Genomic DNA, 18,265 nt, shown 5'->3' with positions numbered 1-18,265 from the left:
CACGCACACGCTGTCGGCGCGTGGTGCGGACGGCTCGGGCGGTACGAAGGGCGTACACGGCAAACGTAGGCTGCGGGAGCGTCTTGAATAGGCCGAAATGTTGGCCGGGCTGACGGACGCGACGCAAAAGCGGCCTTGAACGCGCCGTGGATGGGGGAGGGTTGAGCCGTGCGGAAAGTATGGGTGGCCGGTGGCGTCGCGGTCGGGCTCGGCCTGAGCTTCGTGATGCTGCTCGTCGTCGGGGTGTACATCGTCGCCGGGAACCTCGTCAACGGCGTCGGCGGGGGCCGCGTCGGGCTGGCCAAGGGCGCGGTGCCGGCCGCCTACCAGGCGCTGGTGCAGAAGTGGGGCAACCTGTGCCCCGCCCTCAACCCCGCCCTGCTCGCCGCCCAGTTGTACCAGGAGAGCGGCTTCAACCCGAACGCCAGGAGCCCGGCGAAGGCGGAGGGGATAGCACAGTTCATCCCGGGCACGTGGGCCACGCACGGTGTCGACGGCGACGGTGACGGGGACCGTGACGTCTGGGACCCGAATGACGCGATTCCGTCGGCCGCTTCGTACGACTGCGAGCTCGCGAAGTACGTCAAGGACGTGCCCGGAGACACCTCGGCCAACATGCTCGCCGCCTACAACGCGGGGGCGTACGCGGTCATCAAGTACGGGGGTGTGCCGCCGTACAAGGAGACCCAGGGCTACGTGAAGACGATCACGACTCTGCAGGACAGCTTCGCCGCTCCCGCGACCCGGGTCGATCCCTCCAAGCAGGCCGCCGGGGCCATTTACTACGCCCAGAAGAAGCTCGGCACCCTCTACCTCTGGGGCGGCAATGGCACCGCTGACCAGGGTGGGCGGTTCGACTGTTCGGGGTTGACCAAGGCCGCGTACGAGAGTGTGGGGGTCACGCTTCCGCGGGTCGCCAACGATCAGTACAACGCCGGTCCGCACCCGTCGCGGGACCAACTGCTCCCCGGCGACCTGGTGTTCTTCTCGGACGACCTCACCGACTCCCGTGCCATCCGGCATGTGGGTATCTATGTGGGGGGCGGCTACATGATCGACGCGCCGAGGCCGGGGGCCGTGATCAGGTTCGACCCGGTCGACACCCCGGACTACTTCGGCGCCACCCGCGTCACCGAAGATGGCGCGAAAGCGCTCCCGACGGCTGTGTGAACCGACTGTGAACCCATCCCCTGAGCTGCGGCGATGAGTCTCTCTTCGATAACGTCTGCGTGATCATTCGGTGGAGTGTGGAACGTATTTACGGGGACCGTGCGTTCCTGTTGACGTAGTCGAGCGGACGTTCAGCGGAAGCGGACCTACAAGCCACGGGGGTGGACAGGAGCGGCGCACGCGAGGTGCGTCCGGAACAACGACGAAGGGGCCGCAGCACCATGGCTGTACTCGCCGAATCCGGATCGAACCCCGACGTCGACCTGCTCTACGACATCAACGGCCTGGCCAAGGGCGCCCCGAACTGGTTCGACCGGGTCATGGAGTTCGTGGGTGAGTACGGACTGCTGCTCGCCATGGTGCTGCTGGTGGTGTGGTGCTGGTGGTCCGTCCGCCGGCGGGCCGTCGGTACGGACGAGGCGGCGTCCTCCGTGGCCGCGCTCGTCTGGGCGCCGCTCGCGGCCGCCATCGCCGTCCTCGTCAATGTGCCCATCCGCGGCTTCGTCGAGCGGCCCCGGCCCTTCCGTGATCATCAGGGCCTCGAGGTCCTCGTCTCCGGCAAGACCGACTACTCCTTCGTGAGCGACCACGCGACGATCACCATGGCCCTGGGCGTGGGGCTGTTCGTCGCCAACCGGAAGTTCGGCATCGCCGGGATCGGGCTCGCGCTGCTCGAGGGCTTCTGCCGGGTGTACATGGGCGTGCACTACCCGACGGACGTGGTCGGCGGCTTCGCCCTCGGCACGGCTGTTGTGCTGCTGCTGTCCCCGCCTGCCATGGCTCTGCTCACGCCGGTGACGAAGGCGGTCGCGCGGTCGCCGAGGGCGGGTCTGCTGATCCGACGCCGCCGGCCGGCCGGCGAGACCGGCGAGCCGCTGGTCCCGGGGGCCCGGACGCCGGCGGCGTCCGAGGAGCGGGACCTGGCGGCCTAGCGGATGCGGGCAGGGCCGACGTCTCCGGACGTCTCTAGAGTCCCTGCGGGTAGGTGAAGAAGCGGTTCGGGTCGTACTTCGTCTTGACCTGCTTCAGGCGCGCCGCCGCGTCTCCGTAGTACGCCTTGCGCCAGTCCCTCAGCGTCGGGTCCGTGTAGTTCTGGTACGCCGCTCCGGACGCGTACGGCTTCATCGCGTCGTGCGCCGTCGTCAGCCAGGACTGGGCCGTGCTGCCCGAGGCGCCGGCCCCCCAGGAGGCGATGTACTGGGCCAGCATGCGGGAGCGGCGGTGGACGAAGGCCGTCGCCGTGGGGGAGACGCGGTTGACCGCGCCGCCGAGGGCCGTCAGGGCGATGCTGCCCGAGCCGCCCCGGACCGTCTGCATCTGCTTGAGGAGCGTCTGGATGCCGGCCGCGGACAGGGAGCGGTCGAAGAAGTCCGAGCGGGCCGCGTACGTCTCCCTGCCCAGCGCGCCCTGCGGGGAGCGGCCGGGGGTGGAGCCGGGCAGATGGCACTGGGCCTGCGAGGAGAAGGAGGAGCAGCCCGCGTAGATCTCCATCGCCTCCTCGTAGCCGCGGCGGCGCAGCGACACGCTCCGGGCGTTCGCGCCCGCCATGTGCGCCAGGCGGTCCACCGCGTTCTGGAGCTCGCCGTAGGTGCCGAGGGAGAACGCGGCCACCGAGACGGTCGGGGTGCCGCCCGGCGAGTTCGCCAGGTGCAGGGAGGACCAGATCTCGTCCGGCTGGCTCGGGCCCCACTCCTGCCAGGCCTTGATCACCGCCGCCGCCTTCGCCCACGGCCAGGTCAGATAGCCGGTGACGGCCTGCGGTGCGGGGTGGGTCTTGAACTGGAGCTCGGTGACGACGCCGAAGTTTCCGTTGCCCGCGCCGCGCAGGGCCCAGAAGAGGTCCTTGTTCGTGGTGGCGTTCGCGACGAGCTGCTTGCCGTCCGCCGTGATCAGGGTGGCCTGGGTCAGGCTGTCGCAGGTCAGGCCGTAGGCGCGGGAGACGACACCGTGGCCGCCGCCGAGGACCAGGCCGGAGACGCCGACCGTGGGGCAGGAGCCCGCCGGGATCGTCACGCCCTTCGCGGTGAGCGCGCGGTAGACGTCGATCAGCTTGGAGCCGCCGCCGGCCACCGCCTGGCCGCCGCTCACGCGTATTCGGTTCAGCTTGGAGACGTCGACGATCAGGCGGCCGTTGCCGGAGGACCAGCCGGCATAGGAGTGTCCGCCGTTGCGTATCGCCACCTGGATGCCGTGGGCCTTGGCGTAGGCCAGCGTCGTGCCGATGTCGTCGGCGTGCGCGACATAGGCGACAGCCGCGGGCTTCAGACCGTCGAAGCGGGTGTTGTAGAGCCGATGGGCGGTCGTCCAGGAGGCGTCTCCCGGGCGGAGCAGAGGGCCGTCGAGGTCGCGGGCGAGGCCCGCCCAGTTCGCGGCGGCCGCCGCATGGGCGGTCTTGAGTTGCGTACCGGAGGATATGGACGTAGCGGACGAATCGGCTACATTGGCTGTGTCAGTCGAGGGGCCGGCAGTCGAGTCGCCCCCGCTGCACCCCGCTACCGCGGCCGCCGTCAGTGCGGCCGCGCCGCCTGAGATGAACGTGCGCCGTTCCATACCCGTGCCTTTCGTCGGCTCTCCTGGAACGAGACGAAGCCGGGGGACCGAGGGTTCCACCGGCTTCGCATACACGGACGCGCCGCTCGGGCGGGGCGCCGCGAGGACAACCGTATGTAACCCGGCCGTCGGAACCTCGGCGTGCCCTCCCCGTGAGCATTCCGTGACCTTACCGGGCCGACGGCAGGGGTTCACCCGCCGTTCACCTATGGCCATCGGCGGCTTCATCTGATCTGCCTAATTTCGGCCCTACACGGTGCGGAGAGCGGCCCTGACAGCACTCGCGCACTCATGACGACCTCGCACGCCGCCGACGGTGGCGGCTCCAGGAAGGAACTCCCGAAAGTGAAGCTTCAGCGCAAGAACCGGCTGCGCGCCATCTCCCTCGGTGCTGTCGCCGTCTCCGGAGCCCTGGCCCTGACGGCGTGCGGTTCCGACGACACCGGTAAGAAGACGACGGACAACTCCTCGTCCTCGACGAGCGCCAGCTCGATCAAGTGCGACAACGCCAAGGGCCAGCTGCTCGCCGACGGCTCCTCCGCGCAGAAGAACGCGATCGACGCCTGGGTGAAGGAGTTCTCCCAGGCCTGTGGCGTCCAGATCAACTACAAGGGTGGCGGCTCCGGCGCCGGTGTCACGGCGTTCACCCAGGGCCAGGTTGCCTTCGCCGGTTCCGACTCGGCGCTGAAGCCCGAAGAGGTCACCGCCTCCAAGAAGGTCTGCTCCGGCGGCCAGGGCATCGACCTCCCGATGGTCGGCGGCCCGATCGCCCTCGGTTACAACGTCCCGGGTGTCGACAACCTGGTTCTGGACGCGCCGACCCTCGCCAAGATCTTCGACAGCAAGATCAAGACCTGGAACGACCCGGCGATCAAGAAGCTGAACCCCGACGCGAAGCTTCCCAGCCTCAAGATCCAGGCGTTCCACCGCTCGGACGAGTCCGGCACCACGGACAACTTCACCAAGTACCTGATCGCCACCACCCCGGACAACTGGAAGTACTCCGGCGGCAAGGCCTGGCAGGCCAAGGGCGGCCAGGCTGCTCCGCAGTCCGCGGGTGTGGCCCAGCAGGTGAAGCAGACCGCCGGTGCCATCGGTTACTTCGAGCTGTCCTACGTCACGGACGGCATGAAGGCCGTCTCCATCAACACGGGTGCCAGCAAGCCGGTCGCCCCCAGCACCGACAGCGCCACCGCCGACATCGCCGCCGCGAAGGTCATCGGCACGGGCAAGGACCTGTCGCTCCAGCTGGACTACAAGACCAAGGCCGAAGGCGCCTACCCGATCACCCTGGTCACCTACGAGATCGTCTGTGACAAGGGCAACAAGGCCGACACTCTGCCGGCGACCAAGGCGTTCCTCCGCTACATCGCGAGCGAGGACGGCCAGAAGGTCCTCTCGGGCATCGACTACGCGCCGGTCCCCGACGAGATCATCGCGAAGGTCCGTACCACCATCGAGGGCCTGAGCTGACCTGAGAGTGCGGTTCGGTCCCGGCCTCCCGGGACCGGACCGCACCGTCCGGTGCACCGCCGCCAGGAGCCGTACAACCCATATGGCTCCGCAGACCGGAGAACCCGATGGACATATCCACACAGAACACCGAAGAAGCACCTCCCCCCACCCCACAGCCGACCGCGGGTGCGCAGAAGCGCATCTCCCGTGGCGCCACCCGACCCGGCGACCGGATCTTCCTCGGTCTCTCCCGCGGGTCGGGCATCTTCCTGTTGGTGATCATGGCCGCCATCGCGGTCTTCCTCGCCTACCGTGCCTCCCTCGCCATCAGCAAGGACCACGGGAACTTCCTCACCGCCTTCGAGTGGAACACCAACCTCCAGCCGCCGGTCTTCGGTATCGCCGTGCTGGCCTTCGGCACGGTCGTCTCGTCGGTCATCGCCATGCTCATCGCGGTGCCGGTCGCGGTCGCGATCGCGCTGTTCATCACGCACTACGCGCCGCGCAGGCTGGCAGGCCCCGTCGCGTACGTGATCGACCTGCTCGCCGCGGTGCCGTCCATCGTGTACGGCCTGTGGGGCGCGCTGATCCTCGTGCCGCACATGACCGGCCTCTTCGGCTGGCTCAATGACTACTTCGGCTGGACCGGCCTGTTCAGCTGGGACGAGGGCGCCCCGCGCTCGATGCTCACGGTGGGCATCCTGCTCGCGATCATGATCCTGCCGATCATCACCAACGTGAGCCGTGAGGTCTTCCGCCAGGTCCCGCAGATGCACGAGGAAGCGGCCCTGGCCCTCGGCGCCACGCGCTGGGAGGTCATCCGCATGTCGGTGCTGCCCTTCGGCCGCTCCGGCGTGATCTCCGCCTCGATGCTCGGCCTCGGCCGTGCGCTCGGCGAGACCATGGCCGTCGCCACCGTGCTCTCCCCGGACTTCATCATCCACGCCAGCCTGCTCAACCCGGGCGGCGGAACCTTCGCCCAGAACATCGCCAGCAAGTTCAGCGAGGCGACGCAGTTCGGCCGTGACGCGCTCATCGCCTCCGGTCTGGTCCTGTTCGTCATCACCCTGCTGGTCAACGGCGCGGCCCGCCTCATCATCGCCCGCCGCGCGGAGTACTCGGGGGCCAACGCATGAGCCACGCAGCCGTCGTCAGCGACAAGCGCCCCAGCACGCTGCGTGGCGCCAGCCTCCCCAAGTGGTCGCCGTGGGCGATCGCGGGCGGCTCGATCGCCCTCGGGATCGGCATCGGCCTGGCCGCCGACCTGGGCAGCAAGATCCAGTGGGGCCTGATCGCCGCACTCCTCTTCGTCTTCGGCACGTACGGCATCGCCGCCCGCGTCGAGGGCCGCCGCCAGGCCAAGGACCGCATCGCGACCAGCCTCGTCTGGGTCGCCTTCATCCTCGCCGTCGTCCCGCTGGTCTCCCTGATCTGGGTGACCATCGCGCGCGGCGTCAAGGTCCTGGACGTCTACTTCCTGACCCACTCCATGGGTGTGGTCGCCGACACCGAGCCGGGCGGTGGTATCTACCACGCCATCATCGGCAGCCTCGAGCAGGTCGGCCTGGCCACCCTCATCGGCGCCCCGATCGGTGTGATGACCGCGATCTACCTGGTCGAGTACGGACGCGGGAAGCTCGCCAAGGCCGTCACCTTCTTCGTCGACGTGATGACCGGTATCCCGTCGATCGTCGCCGGTCTGTTCATCCTCAGCCTGATGCTGATGTGGGACATGCAGCCCTTCGGCTTCGCCGGCTCCCTCGCCCTGGCCATCCTGATGATGCCGGTCGTGGTCCGCTCCACCGAGGAGATGCTCAAGCTCGTCCCGAACGAGCTGCGCGAGGCGTCCCTGGCGCTCGGCGTCCCGAAGTGGCGCACCATCCTGAAGGTGGTCCTGCCGACCTCCATCGGCGGCATCACCACCGGCATCATGCTGGCGGTCGCCCGTATCGCCGGTGAGACCGCGCCCGTGCTGCTGCTGGTGTTCGGCAACCCGTTCATCAACACGAACCCCTTCGAGGGTGCGCAGGCCTCGCTGCCGCTGTACATCTACCAGCAGTTCGCGAACAGCGCGGGTTCCGGTGCGGCGTACGACCGGGCCTGGGCGGCCTCGCTGACGCTGATCGCCTTCGTGATGATCCTCAACCTGGCGGCCCGCGCGATCGCGCGCTGGAAGGCCCCGAAGACCGGTCGCTAAGGCGACGATTTCCGGCTCCGCCGGGCGGGGCCCCTCAGCGACTGATTTCTGGAAGTGAAGTAGACATGGCCAAGCGAATCGACGTAAGTGGGCTCACCGCCTACTACGGCTCCCACAAGGCGATCGAAGACATCTCCATGACCGTCGAGCCCCGCTCGGTGACGGCCTTCATCGGCCCCTCCGGCTGCGGCAAGTCGACGTTCCTGCGCACGCTGAACCGTATGCACGAGGTCACCCCCGGCGGTCGGGTCGAGGGCAAGGTGCTGCTCGACGACGAGGACCTGTACGGCGTCGGCATCGACCCGGTGTCGGTCCGCCGCGAGGTGGGCATGGTGTTCCAGCGCCCGAACCCCTTCCCGACGATGTCGATCTTCGACAACGTGGCGGCCGGTCTGCGGCTGAACGGCAACTTCAAGAAGAGCGAGCTCAGCGACATCGTCGAGAAGTCGCTCAAGGGCGCCAACCTCTGGAACGAGGTCAAGGACCGGCTGAACAAGCCCGGCTCCGGTCTCTCCGGTGGTCAGCAGCAGCGTCTGTGCATCGCCCGCGCGATCGCGGTGGAGCCGAAGGTTCTGCTCATGGACGAGCCCTGCTCGGCCCTGGACCCGATCTCCACCCTCGCCATCGAGGACCTGATCGGTGAGCTGAAGGAGCGCTTCACGATCGTCATCGTGACGCACAACATGCAGCAGGCGGCGCGTGTCTCCGACCGCACGGCGTTCTTCAACCTCGCCGCCGTCGGCCAGCCCGGCCGGCTCATCGAGATCGACGACACGGAGCGGATCTTCTCCAACCCGTCTGTCCAGGCCACGGAGGACTACATCTCCGGCCGCTTCGGCTAGGCCGTTGCCGGTATAGAACCCCTCGCGGTGCTGCATGGCGGTGCCACCGCGAGGACGGAAAAGGGCCCGCCCCCGGCTCCCGGGGGCGGGCCCGTTCCTATTGCCCACCCGGTGGGGCCCTGGTGGGCGCTGCGGGCAACCGGTGCGCTGGAAAGCGAGCTCCCCGACCTCACCCTGGGGCCTGCTTTTCAGCCGACCGAGACGGGTGGGCGGGCGGGAAGCGGGGGTCTGGGGGCGGAATCCCCAGGTACGGCGGCTCGGTCGACCGACAACGGCCCCGCCGCGCCCCGGGGGGCGACTTCTCCGCCGACCGAGACGGGCGGGTGGGTGGAAACACACCCAGGGGCAGACGGCCCGCCCCTACAGGAACGCCAGGTTGACCACCCCGAAGGCCAGCGCAGCGACCAGCGCTGCGGCCGGCATCGTGATGAACCACCCCATGACGATGTTCTTGGCCACACCCCACCGCACGGCATTCACCCGCTTCGTCGCCCCGACGCCCATGATGGCCGAGGTGATGACGTGGGTCGTGGAGATCGGCGCCTTGAAGAGGAACGCCGTGGTGAACATGATCGACGCACCGGTCGTCTCCGCCGCGAACCCCTGCGGCGGATCCAGCTCGATGATCTTCCGCCCCAGCGTCCGCATGATGCGCCAGCCACCCGCGTACGTACCGAGCGACAGCATCACGGCGCAGACGATCTTCACCCACACCGGGATCGGATCGCCGTAGGTCTCGTGGCCGGAAATGACCAGGGCCATCACCACGACACCCATGGTCTTCTGCGCGTCCTGCAGACCGTGTCCGAGCGCCATGCCGGCCGCGGACACCGTCTGCGCTATCCGGAAACCGCGCTTGGCCTTGTGCGGGTTGGCCCGCCGGAAGATCCACATGATCGCCGTCATGACCAGGTAGCCGACGATGAGACCCACGACCGGCGACAGGAACATCGGGATGACGACCTTGTCGAGCACCCCGTTCCACAGCACGGTCGTGCCGCCCGCGAGCGCCGCCCCCACCAGGCCGCCGAACAGCGCGTGCGAGGAGGAGGACGGCAGGCCGAAGTACCAGGTGATCAGGTTCCAGGTGATCGCACCGAACAGCGCGGCGAAGAGGATGCCCATCCCCCTGCCGCCCTCGGGTGTCTCGATCAGCCCCTCACTGACGGTCTTGGCGACCCCGGAGCCCAGGAAGGCACCGGCGAGGTTCATGACCGCGGCCATCGCCAGCGCGGCCCGGGGCGTCAGCGCACGCGTCGACACCGACGTCGCGATCGCGTTCGCCGAGTCGTGGAAGCCGTTGGTGTACGTGAAGAAGAGCGCGACCGCGATGGTCACGACCAGAGCGAAGGTGTCCATCGACGCCTCAGGACTCCTTGACGGCGATGGTCTCCACCGTGTTCGCCACGTGCTCGAAGGCGTCCGCCGCCTCCTCGAGCACATCCACGATCTGCTTGAGCTTCAGGACCTCGATCGCGTCGTACTTGCCGTTGAAGAGGTGTGCAAGAAGCTTTCTGTGGATCTGGTCCGCCTGGTTCTCCAGCCGGTTGACCTCGATCCAGTACTCGGTGAGGTTGTCCAGGGTGCGCAGATGCGGCATGGCCTCGGCGGTCAGCTCGGCCGCCCGTGCCAGCACCTCGATCTGCTGCTCGACGCCCTTCGGCAGTTCCTCGACGTTGTAGAGGACGACCAGGTCGACGGCCTCCTCCATGAAGTCCATGATGTCGTCGAGGGAGGACGCCAGGGAGTAGATGTCCTCACGGTCGAACGGCGTGATGAACGAGGAGTTCAGCTGGTGGAAGATCGCGTGCGTGGCGTCGTCACCCGCGTGTTCCGCTGCCCTCATACGCTCTGCGATCTCGGCCCGGGCGGATGCGTCCGCCCCGAGCAGTTCCATCAGGAGTTTCGAGCCGGTGACGATGTTGTCCGCGGATGCGGCGAACATGTCGTAGAAGCTCGTCTCCCTGGGGGTCAGACGAAAGCGCACGTGGGGTCCTCGGGGTGCTTCGGTTTCGGTCAGGCTGATGCTAGGCGCAACATCCGGCCACGGCTATCGGGCCGTCCTCCAGTGTCGCCCATCGGACAGATCGATCATCACGGGGGCGTACCAAGGGCCCTATACCCAGCAAAGTTCGTTACGATATACCCACTAGGGGTATATGTCTGGAGGACGCGATGACGACCACCGAGGCCGGCGGCACGGCGCCCTCCGAGGGCACGCACGAGGGCGCGACGCACGGTTACCACAAGCAGAAGGAAGAGCACCTCAAGCGGCTGCGCCGGATCGAGGGGCAGATCCGCGGGCTGCAGCGCATGGTCGACGAGGACGTCTACTGCATCGACATACTCACGCAGGTGTCCGCCTCCACCAAAGCCCTGCAGTCCTTCGCGCTGCAGCTCCTGGAGGAGCACCTGCGGCACTGCGTCGCCGACGCGGCGGTCAAGGGCGGCAGCGAGATCGACGCGAAGGTGGACGAGGCGACGAAGGCGATCGGACGCCTGCTGCGCACCTGAGCGCGTACAGGACAAGTACGGGACAAGAGGAGCCACGGGGCGGGCGGTCCCCCCACCCGCCCGTGGGACGCCCGGCCTACTCGCCGGAGGCGTCACGCTCCTGGGCCACTTTCAGCACCTCGTCGATGCTCTCAAGGCTGAGCCGGTCCTCGTGGGCGGCCGAGGCCGCGATGATCAGGTCTCCGCACAGCTCGATCTCGGCGAGGGCCACGTGGTCCTGAACTGCCGTACCGCCGACCGGAGCCACGTGCATCACCTCTTCTCTGCCGTCACCGACTTCCTAGAGTAGGCAGTGGTCTACACACCGCGCATGGCACGGACGGGCTAGTTCGCGAGATGGTTACCGGCTAGTTCTCTGGCCGATTTTCTGCGATCCGGCCCGCGTAGATGTCCTTCTCGCGCGGCAGCCGGACGTCCGCGGGGGCGCCGAAGTCGTACAGCAGCGTCGTCGAGGCGACCGCCACGGTGGCCTTCTGCTCCCCGTTGACGAAGCTGAAGTGCTGTCTGAGCTTGCGGATGCGGCCCTGGTCGTCGAGGTAGGCGTCGAACGGCACACGGGCCGTGGCGAACCCTTTCGCCGCCGCTGCCAGAGCGTCCCGGTTGCCTGCCGAGGCGGTCCTGGCCGCCTTGCCGAGATCGGCGGTGCCCCGGAAGTGCCGGACCTCCGTCCCGCCCACCTCGGTCCGCCCCACGAAGGTCGCCGTGCGCGTCCCGCGCAGCAGCTCCGCGGCCGCGTACGGATCCGTCGCCCCGCCCGTCACGAGGTTTCCGTCGGAGAGCGTCGCGGTCTCGACCCGGACCCACTTGTCGGCGGGCACCCCGGCGCCCCGGTTCTTCATGAACAGCGCGCCCGGGGCGAGCAGCTCCGTGATGGGCCGGTGCTCCACCGTCCCCGCCGGGTCCTGCGGCAGCTGCACGGTGAGCCGGCCGAGCTGTCTGCGGTAGTCGTAGACACCCTTGCCGCGGATGGTGACCCGGGTGCCGCCGGTGGCCATCTCCATCGACGTGCTCGCCTTCGAGCTGCCCGACTGCCGCAGCAGATCGGCGGCGTGGTGCAGCGCGACGACCGGATCCACCGCACCGCGCACGTCCTCGGCGGCGACCCCGCTCCCGGAGCACCCCGTGCCGCACACACCCAGCACGAGCGTGATCCCCACCGCGACGACCGTGCCTCCCGAGCGCCTGTGCTGCCGCCGATCCATCGCCTGCCTACCCCCAGCCGGTACGTCCGTCACGGGCCCCCTGTCGCTTCGGCTAACGACGAGCAGGGGCCCGCCGTCACGCGCTGCCGAGGGCATACCGCGGGCATGGGAGCGCTTTACCCGGAGGCCGGTAACGTTGCCACCGTGACACAGCAGGACGGTCCGGATCGGGTCCGACAGGGGCAGGAACACCACACGACGACCCACGAACAGGGCCGCTTCTGCGTGGCCCGCTGCACCTGCGGCTGGCGCGGCCCGGCCCGCCGGGCCAGAAGCCAGGCCCGGACGGACGCGGAAGGTCACGCGGCGGACCGCTGACCGCTACGCGTGTTCTACGTGTGTTCGAACTGTCGTAGCAGCACATCGACCAGGTCCCGGTCGCGCGGCTGGGTCAGGCGGCTGCGGGCCGCGGCGGGGGAGAGCCACAGGATGCGGTCCACCTCGTCGTTCGGGACGAAGCGCCCCGACCCGGCCTCGGCCGCCCAGTAACGGACCTGCTTGGGGCGGCCGTTGGCCAGATAGTGCAGGGTGGGCAGCTCGGCTCCGAGCAGGGCGTCGTAGCCGGTCTCCTCCGCGACCTCGCGCAGCGCACCGGCCCGCGGATCCTCGCCGCGCTTGAGCTTGCCCTTGGGATGGGACCAGTCGTCGTACTTGGGCCGGTGGACGAGACAGACTTCCAGGTCGCCGTCCACCGGAGAGCGGCGCCACAGAACGCAGCCCGCGGCCTGGACGATGGTTTCCTTCGCGTGCGTCACCGGTGCTCTCACCGCCTCTTCGGGAGGGTCAGGGTGCGCTGACCACCTGTTTCTGCCACGACTGCTGGAACGCGAACCTCGCCGCCTCCACCTCGTGCCGCTGGTCGGCGTGCAGCACACCGAGGGCGTACGCCGTCGCCGGGGCGATGCGCGGGGTGCGCGCCGCCTGTGCCGCCGCCGCGGCCGCCTCCGAGGCGTCCCGGTGCCGGTTCAGGGCCTGGCCCGCCGCGAGGAGCCGTACGTCCACGGGAGCGCCGGGCCCGAGGAGAACCTCGCGGGCGTAGCGGTGCAGCCGCAGCAGCAGGCGGACCTGGTGCCAGGGACCGTCCTGGGGGTGCGGGGACGGGTCCGGCGAGAGGCCGTGGATCAGGGCCTCCGCGTTGTACGGATGGCCGGCGGTGACCAGGGGCAGGCCGGCGATCGCGGCGGTGAGCCGCTCCTCGGCCGCGGCGGCCGCCGGGCGCAGCTCGGTGGTGGCCGCGGCGGGGGTGAGCGGGACCTCGCTGGCGAGTACGGCGATCTTGTCGGCGACCGCGTGGAAGCGGGAGGAGCCGAGGGCCTGGAGGGCCGTGGAGTGGGCGCGGGTCCGGGCGAGGGTGAGCTGGCGTTCGAGCAGGGCACCGGCCTTCGCCGCGCCCACGGTGAGGTTGCCGCGTTCCGGGGCGGCCGTGGCCGGGACACCCCGGCCGCCCGCGCCCGGACCGTTCGGGTCGATGGCCTGGGCGGGAAACGCCGTCGAACCCGACAGCCGGTGCAGCGCGAGCAGCAGCCGTTCCAGCCGGGCCTCGCACGCGTGCTCCAGCCCCAACGTCCCCGAGAGCCAGGCCAGTTCGGGGCGCATCTCCTCCGACCAGTCGGCGTCGAGGAGCGGGCGGAAGGTGTGCAGGCTGCCGCTGATGCGGCGGGCCGAGCGGCGCAGGGCGCGTGCCGCGCCGACGGACTCCTCCGCGGTCGCGGCCGCCCCGGTTTCCCGGTGCAGCCGCAGGGCACGGAGGAACTCCGTGGCCTGGGCGCGCAGGTAGCCCTCGAGGGCGTGCCCGGTCACAACCCCGGCCGTGGGGTCCGTCGGGTCAAGGTGTTGCTGTGCCACGCCGGCGCCTCCGGGCGTCTATGAGCATCTCCTGGACGTTGCGCAGGGGCTGGCCGTCCGCGTCGGTCGCGTGCCGGGTCCAGTCGCCGTCCGGGCCGAGGTGCCAGGAGGACGTGGTGTCGGACATACCGGTTTCGAGCAGTCGGTTCAGGGCCGCCCGGTGGGCCGGGTCGGTGACCCGGACCAGGGCCTCTATCCGGCGGTCGAGGTTGCGGTGCATCATGTCCGCGCTGCCGATCCACACCTCGGGCTCGCCGCCGTTGCCGAAGGCGAAGATGCGGGAGTGCTCCAGGAAGCGGCCGAGGATGGACCGTACGCGCATGTTCTCGGACAGGCCGGGGACGCCCGGACGCACCGCGCAGATGCCGCGCACCCACACGTCGACCGGCACACCCGCCTGCGACGCGCGGTAGAGCGCGTCGATGAGCGCCTCGTCGACGATCGAGTTGACCTTGATGCGGATGAAGGCCGGACGGCCCGCACGGTGGTGCTGGACCTCCTTGTTGATCCGCGAGATCAGGCCGTCGCGCAGGGACTTGGGCGCGACCAGCAGGCGTCGGTACGTCTCCCGGCGCGAGTAGCCCGACAGCCGGTTGAACAGGTCGGAGAGGTCCGCGCCGACCTGCGGGTCCGCCGTCAGCACGCCCAGGTCCTCGTAGAGCCGGGCCGTCTTCGGGTGGTAGTTGCCGGTGCCGACGTGGCTGTACCGGCGCAGCGTGTCGCCCTCCTGACGGACCACCAGCGACAGCTTGCAGTGCGTCTTCAGGCCGACCAGGCCGTACACGACATGGCAGCCGGCCTCCTCCAGCTTGCGCGCCCACTTGATGTTGGCGTGCTCGTCGAAGCGGGCCTTGATCTCGACCAGGACGAGGACCTGCTTGCCGGACTCGGCGGCGTCGATGAGCGCGTCCACGATCGGGGAGTCGCCGGAGGTCCGGTACAGGGTCTGCTTGATCGCGAGCACGTCCGGGTCGCCGGCCGCCTGCTCCAGGAAGGCCTGCACGGACGTCGAGAAGGAGTCGTACGGGTGGTGCAGTAGCACGTCCCGGCTGCGCAGTGCCGCGAAGATGTCGGGCGCCGAGGCCGACTCGACCTCCGCCAGGTCGCGGTGGGTGCCCGCGACGAACTTCGGGTACTTCAGCTCGGGCCGGTCGAGGCCGTGGATGCGGAACAGACCGGTGAGGTCCAGCGGGCCGGGCAGCGGGTAGACCTCGGCCTCGCTGATCTTCAGCTCGCGCACCAGCAGGTCCAGGACCTCGCGGTCGATGGACTCCTCGACCTCCAGGCGTACCGGCGGCCCGAAGCGGCGCCGCATGAGCTCCTTCTCCAGGGCCTGGAGCAGGTTCTCGGCGTCGTCCTCCTCGACCTCGAGGTCCTCGTTGCGGGTGAGCCGGAAGGCGTGGTGCTCGAGGACCTCCATGCCCGGGAAGAGCTCCTCCAGGTGGGCGGCGATGACGTCCTCGAGGGGGACGTACCGGCCCGGGGCGGCCTCCAGGAAGCGGGACAGCAGCGGCGGGACCTTCACCCGGGCGAAGTGCTTGTGGCCGCTGACCGGGTTCCGTACGACCACGGCCAGGTTCAGCGACAGGCCGGAGATGTAGGGGAAGGGGTGCGCCGGGTCGACCGCGAGGGGCGTGAGGACCGGGAAGATCTGGTGCCGGAAGAGCGTGAAGAGCCGGGCCTGCTCCTTCTCCGTCAGCTCGTTCCAGCGGACCAGGTGGATGCCCTCCTCCGCGAGGGCGGGGGCGACGTCCTCGTGGTAGCAGGCGGCGTGCCGGGCCATGAGCTCGCGGGAGCGGGCCCAGATCATCTCCAGCACTTCACGGGGCTGTAGCCCGGAGGCGGAGCGGGTGGCGACGCCCGTCGCGATACGGCGCTTCAGACCGGCCACCCGGACCATGAAGAACTCGTCCAGGTTGCTGGCGAAGATCGCCAGGAAATTCGCCCGTTCGAGAAGGGGCGTATTCGGGTCCTCGGCCAGTTCGAGGACCCGCTCGTTGAAGGCGAGCCAGCTGCGCTCCCGGTCGAGGAAACGACCCTGCGGCAACTGGACCCCTTCAACCTTCGACTCCTCGTACGCGTCGAGGTCGGCATCGATGTCGGGTTCCAGGTCGGAGACCGCGGCAGCCACCGTGTGCGGGCGGTGCGCGGCTATGGAGCCCACGGAGGGCTGCGCGTGCTGGACCTGTGCCTGGGTGTCTGACTGGCTCATAAACCCATTGTTCCGCGCCACGAGCGAGACGGGCGCGTCGGAACGTGCGGGTGGGAGCGTCACGGCCCCGTTTCCCGTGAACCCCTCGGGGGGCGGGGAAGGCTCTGGCACGGCGGGCTTCATTGGCTGAGCGTCGCAAGTTCGTCTGAACCGATGGTTACGGAGACATGGCGTGCGGGATATGTGGGAGCGGCTCCCGGGCGTCTACGCCGACCGGGTTCCCGTACGACCCCGAAGGTGGCGGCGCGTACGTCCCTCCCCCCGTGGAAGGGACGTACGCGCCGCCGGTCTCATGCGGCCCGGCGGCGCAGCACCGCATAGGCCGCCGTGGTCGCGAGGGCCGCAAGGGTGAGGACGATGCCGGTCTCCACCAGGTGGAGGGGCCAGTAGTGGGACTCCGGGTGGTAGACGGCGAAGCGGCCGCCGGCGTTCCGGCCGGAACTCACCTCCCAGACGTCATGGGGCAACTTGAACGGCTTTGGCGAGGTACGGGTGACGCCCGGCCACAGAGCCGCTCGGTTGAGCTCCAGCACCAGGTTCAGCAGCCACATCACCGCGACGGCCGCGGCCGCGGCGGCCAGGGCGCGCCGCAGCAGCAGTGCGAGGAGCGTGCCGACCGCGAGGGCGCACAGGGCGTACGCCACCGCCAGCGGGCCGCGGGCCACGAACACGTCGTCGAAGGTCCAGTTGTCGCCCATCAGGTCGTGGTTGGCTCCCCAGCCCCAGCGGAACGCCAGCACCTGGGCGGTACCGCCCACGGTGAGTGCCAGTGCGGGCACCGCGAGCTTGGCGGTCAGCCAGCGCGCCGGGGTGACGCCCTGGGTCCAGGCGAGCCGCGCGGTGCCGGACTCCAGCTCGCGGCCGATCAGGGCGCCGCCCGCGAAGACGGCGACGGCGAGGAATCCGCGGCAGATGAAGGTGCCGATGTGACCGACCGGGTCGCTGTAGTCCAGGCTGGCGAGGAGGTCGGCGCAGGCCATGACTCGGTCGCACTTTCCCACGGCCGCCCGGACGTGGTCCGCGGTCACCTCGTTCAGCCAGACCAGCCGGCCGATCAGGCCGGTGACGAGCGCGGTCCAGATGAGCAGGGCCGGCCGGTGCAGGCGCAGGACGACCCGGGGCAGGCCCTGCAGCGCGGCGGAGGTCATGCGGTGGGCTCCTTACGGGTGGGTGCCGTGGCGGTCCGGTGTCTGAGCAGCAGGAACGCGGCCACGGTCAGCAGGGCGGTGACGGCGAGGAGGAGGCCGGTCGCGGTCAGTTGCAGGGGCCAGAAGTGGGAGGCGGGGTGGTAGTCGCGGTACGCGCCCACGGCGTGGAGCCGGGCGTACGCGGCATCGCAGCTCGCCTCACCGGAGCAGCCGGGGGTCTGGAGACGGGTGCCGTCGGCCCTGACGAGGCCACCGCCGACGGTGAACTCTCCGAGTGGCGGTCCCGAGTGGCCGAAGGGGACGACGCGGCTGACCGGCGGCCAGAGGTGGGGCACGGCCAGGGCGAGGGCGATCCACAGTCCGGCCACGCCGGCCGCGGCCGTGACGAGCGCGGCCAGGGCCCGGCGCCAGAGCAGACCCGCGAGGACGCCGACGGCGAGCCCTGCCAGGGCCATCGCCACGGCGGTCGGGCCGTTGGCGTGGAAGGTCGGCCCGTCCCACCAGCTGTCGGTGGTGTCCAGCCGGCCCCGGCCCGCCGACCAGGCCAGTCGGTGCAGCAGTACCAGAAGGCCGGTACCGGCGGTGACCAGAGCGGCCGGCAGCGCGAGCCGGGCGGCCAGCCAGCGGGTGGGGGAGGCGGTCTGGGTCCAGGCGAGGCGGGCCGTGCCGCTCTCCAGTTCGCGGCCGATCAGCGCGGCGCCCGACCAGATGGCCACCAGGAACGGGACCAGGAGCACGGCGAGGGTCGCGTCCAGGTACACGTCCTTGTAGAGCCGGACCGTGTCCAGGTCGTAGGAGCAGCTCGGTGTGGGGCAGGCGTCGTACCGCCGCCAGGCCGTGGCGGCGGCGTCGATGAGCGGGCCGCGCAGCCATAGCAGGACGCCGCCGACCGCGAGCACCAGCGCGGCCCAGACGCACAGCGCCGGGCGGTGCAGCCGCAGCAGCCAGCGGACCAGGTGCGGCCCGCCCGCCGGGCGCCCGGTGGCCGCCGTGCCGGGGACGGTGAGGGCGGTCATGCGCAGGTCTCCTCGGTCGCGGCCGGGGTCAGGGACGCCGCCCGCGGATTGCGCAGGTAGGACAGGACCAGTTCGTCCAGCGAGGGGGCCGCGGTGCGCCAGTCGGCGGGCAAC

Annotated in this window: 18 protein-coding genes; 8 read left to right on the top strand and 10 right to left on the bottom strand. The window is 69.9% G+C overall.

The genetic code is table 11. The features are described from left to right. The first annotated feature begins 225 nt into the window (after positions 1–225). On the top strand, positions 226–1,170 hold the full coding sequence (locus Q8A52_RS06935) for a C40 family peptidase (RefSeq protein ID WP_316749986.1): 945 nt from the start codon (positions 226–228) through the stop codon (positions 1,168–1,170). 221 nt (positions 1,171–1,391) lie between these two features. Next, entirely contained in the window at positions 1,392–2,102 is a 711-nt protein-coding gene (locus Q8A52_RS06930; RefSeq protein ID WP_316749914.1) for a phosphatase PAP2 family protein, read from the top strand. A 34-nt stretch (positions 2,103–2,136) separates the two neighbouring features. Here the strand turns inward: Q8A52_RS06930 and Q8A52_RS06925 are convergent, their stop codons facing one another. Continuing rightward, the gene (locus Q8A52_RS06925; RefSeq protein WP_316749912.1) at positions 2,137–3,720 is read right to left on the bottom strand and encodes an FAD-binding oxidoreductase; all 1,584 of its coding nucleotides are present in this window, start codon (positions 3,718–3,720) and stop codon (positions 2,137–2,139) included. Between the two features lie 345 nt (positions 3,721–4,065). Between Q8A52_RS06925 and pstS the strand changes: the two genes are divergently transcribed. From pstS to pstB, 4 genes are all read left to right on the top strand, one after another. Further along, the gene (gene pstS / locus Q8A52_RS06920; RefSeq protein ID WP_316749984.1) at positions 4,066–5,193 is read left to right on the top strand and encodes a phosphate ABC transporter substrate-binding protein PstS; all 1,128 of its coding nucleotides are present in this window, start codon (positions 4,066–4,068) and stop codon (positions 5,191–5,193) included. A gap of 107 nt (positions 5,194–5,300) precedes the next feature. Then, entirely contained in the window at positions 5,301–6,311 is a 1,011-nt protein-coding gene (gene pstC / locus Q8A52_RS06915; RefSeq protein ID WP_316749910.1) for a phosphate ABC transporter permease subunit PstC, read from the top strand. Next, positions 6,308–7,372: a phosphate ABC transporter permease PstA gene (gene pstA / locus Q8A52_RS06910; RefSeq protein WP_316749909.1), complete on the top strand. Its 1,065-nt coding sequence runs from the start codon at positions 6,308–6,310 to the stop codon at positions 7,370–7,372. Before pstC ends, pstA begins: the two co-directional genes overlap by 4 nt. Positions 7,373–7,437: 65 nt before the next feature. After that, positions 7,438–8,214 carry a phosphate ABC transporter ATP-binding protein PstB gene (pstB, locus tag Q8A52_RS06905; protein ID WP_316749907.1) on the top strand — a complete coding sequence of 259 codons (777 nt, stop codon included), beginning with the start codon at positions 7,438–7,440 and terminating at the stop codon, positions 8,212–8,214. Positions 8,215–8,574: 360 nt separating this feature from the next. Here the strand turns inward: pstB and Q8A52_RS06900 are convergent, their stop codons facing one another. Beyond that, complete coding sequence (locus Q8A52_RS06900; RefSeq protein ID WP_316749905.1) at positions 8,575–9,573, bottom strand: inorganic phosphate transporter; 999 nt, start codon at positions 9,571–9,573, stop codon at positions 8,575–8,577. Between the two features lie 7 nt (positions 9,574–9,580). After that, a complete protein-coding gene (locus Q8A52_RS06895) occupies positions 9,581–10,201 on the bottom strand; it encodes a DUF47 domain-containing protein (RefSeq protein ID WP_053759661.1) in 621 nt (206 codons plus the stop codon). 188 nt (positions 10,202–10,389) lie between these two features. On the opposite strand from Q8A52_RS06895, the gene Q8A52_RS06890 reads away from it, so the two are divergent. Beyond that, positions 10,390–10,728: a metal-sensitive transcriptional regulator gene (locus tag Q8A52_RS06890; RefSeq protein ID WP_316749902.1), complete on the top strand. Its 339-nt coding sequence runs from the start codon at positions 10,390–10,392 to the stop codon at positions 10,726–10,728. Positions 10,729–10,804: 76 nt separating this feature from the next. Here the strand turns inward: Q8A52_RS06890 and Q8A52_RS06885 are convergent, their stop codons facing one another. Continuing rightward, entirely contained in the window at positions 10,805–10,981 is a 177-nt protein-coding gene (locus Q8A52_RS06885; protein WP_316749901.1) for a hypothetical protein, read from the bottom strand. 94 nt (positions 10,982–11,075) lie between these two features. Beyond that, positions 11,076–11,930 (bottom strand): hypothetical protein, encoded by an 855-nt coding sequence (locus Q8A52_RS06880; RefSeq protein ID WP_316749899.1) that lies wholly within the window; start codon positions 11,928–11,930, stop codon positions 11,076–11,078. 144 nt (positions 11,931–12,074) lie between these two features. Between Q8A52_RS06880 and Q8A52_RS06875 the strand changes: the two genes are divergently transcribed. Beyond that, positions 12,075–12,248, top strand: a complete 174-nt coding sequence (locus tag Q8A52_RS06875) for a hypothetical protein (protein ID WP_316749897.1) — start codon at positions 12,075–12,077, stop codon at positions 12,246–12,248. Between the two features lie 14 nt (positions 12,249–12,262). Here the strand turns inward: Q8A52_RS06875 and Q8A52_RS06870 are convergent, their stop codons facing one another. The 5 genes from Q8A52_RS06870 to Q8A52_RS06850 form a co-directional block, all read right to left on the bottom strand. After that, on the bottom strand, positions 12,263–12,685 hold the full coding sequence (locus Q8A52_RS06870; protein WP_316749895.1) for an NUDIX hydrolase: 423 nt from the start codon (positions 12,683–12,685) through the stop codon (positions 12,263–12,265). Positions 12,686–12,713: 28 nt separating this feature from the next. Further along, positions 12,714–13,775: a CHAD domain-containing protein gene (locus tag Q8A52_RS06865; RefSeq protein WP_316749894.1), complete on the bottom strand. Its 1,062-nt coding sequence runs from the start codon at positions 13,773–13,775 to the stop codon at positions 12,714–12,716. Next, the gene (locus Q8A52_RS06860; protein WP_316749892.1) at positions 13,756–16,110 is read right to left on the bottom strand and encodes an RNA degradosome polyphosphate kinase; all 2,355 of its coding nucleotides are present in this window, start codon (positions 16,108–16,110) and stop codon (positions 13,756–13,758) included. The genes Q8A52_RS06865 and Q8A52_RS06860 overlap by 20 nt, the downstream gene beginning before the upstream one ends. Positions 16,111–16,277: 167 nt before the next feature. Further along, positions 16,278–17,135 carry an ABC transporter permease subunit gene (locus Q8A52_RS06855; protein WP_316749890.1) on the bottom strand — a complete coding sequence of 286 codons (858 nt, stop codon included), beginning with the start codon at positions 17,133–17,135 and terminating at the stop codon, positions 16,278–16,280. Beyond that, complete coding sequence (locus Q8A52_RS06850) at positions 17,132–18,151, bottom strand: ABC transporter permease (RefSeq protein WP_316749888.1); 1,020 nt, start codon at positions 18,149–18,151, stop codon at positions 17,132–17,134. The genes Q8A52_RS06855 and Q8A52_RS06850 overlap by 4 nt, the downstream gene beginning before the upstream one ends. Positions 18,152–18,265: the final 114 nt, after the last annotated feature.

It is taken from the genome of Streptomyces herbicida (genome assembly GCF_032656585.1).
GTDB classification, from domain to species: Bacteria; Actinomycetota; Actinomycetes; order Streptomycetales; family Streptomycetaceae; genus Streptomyces; species Streptomyces herbicida.
This window is presented reverse-complemented; position numbering and strand designations above follow the sequence as displayed.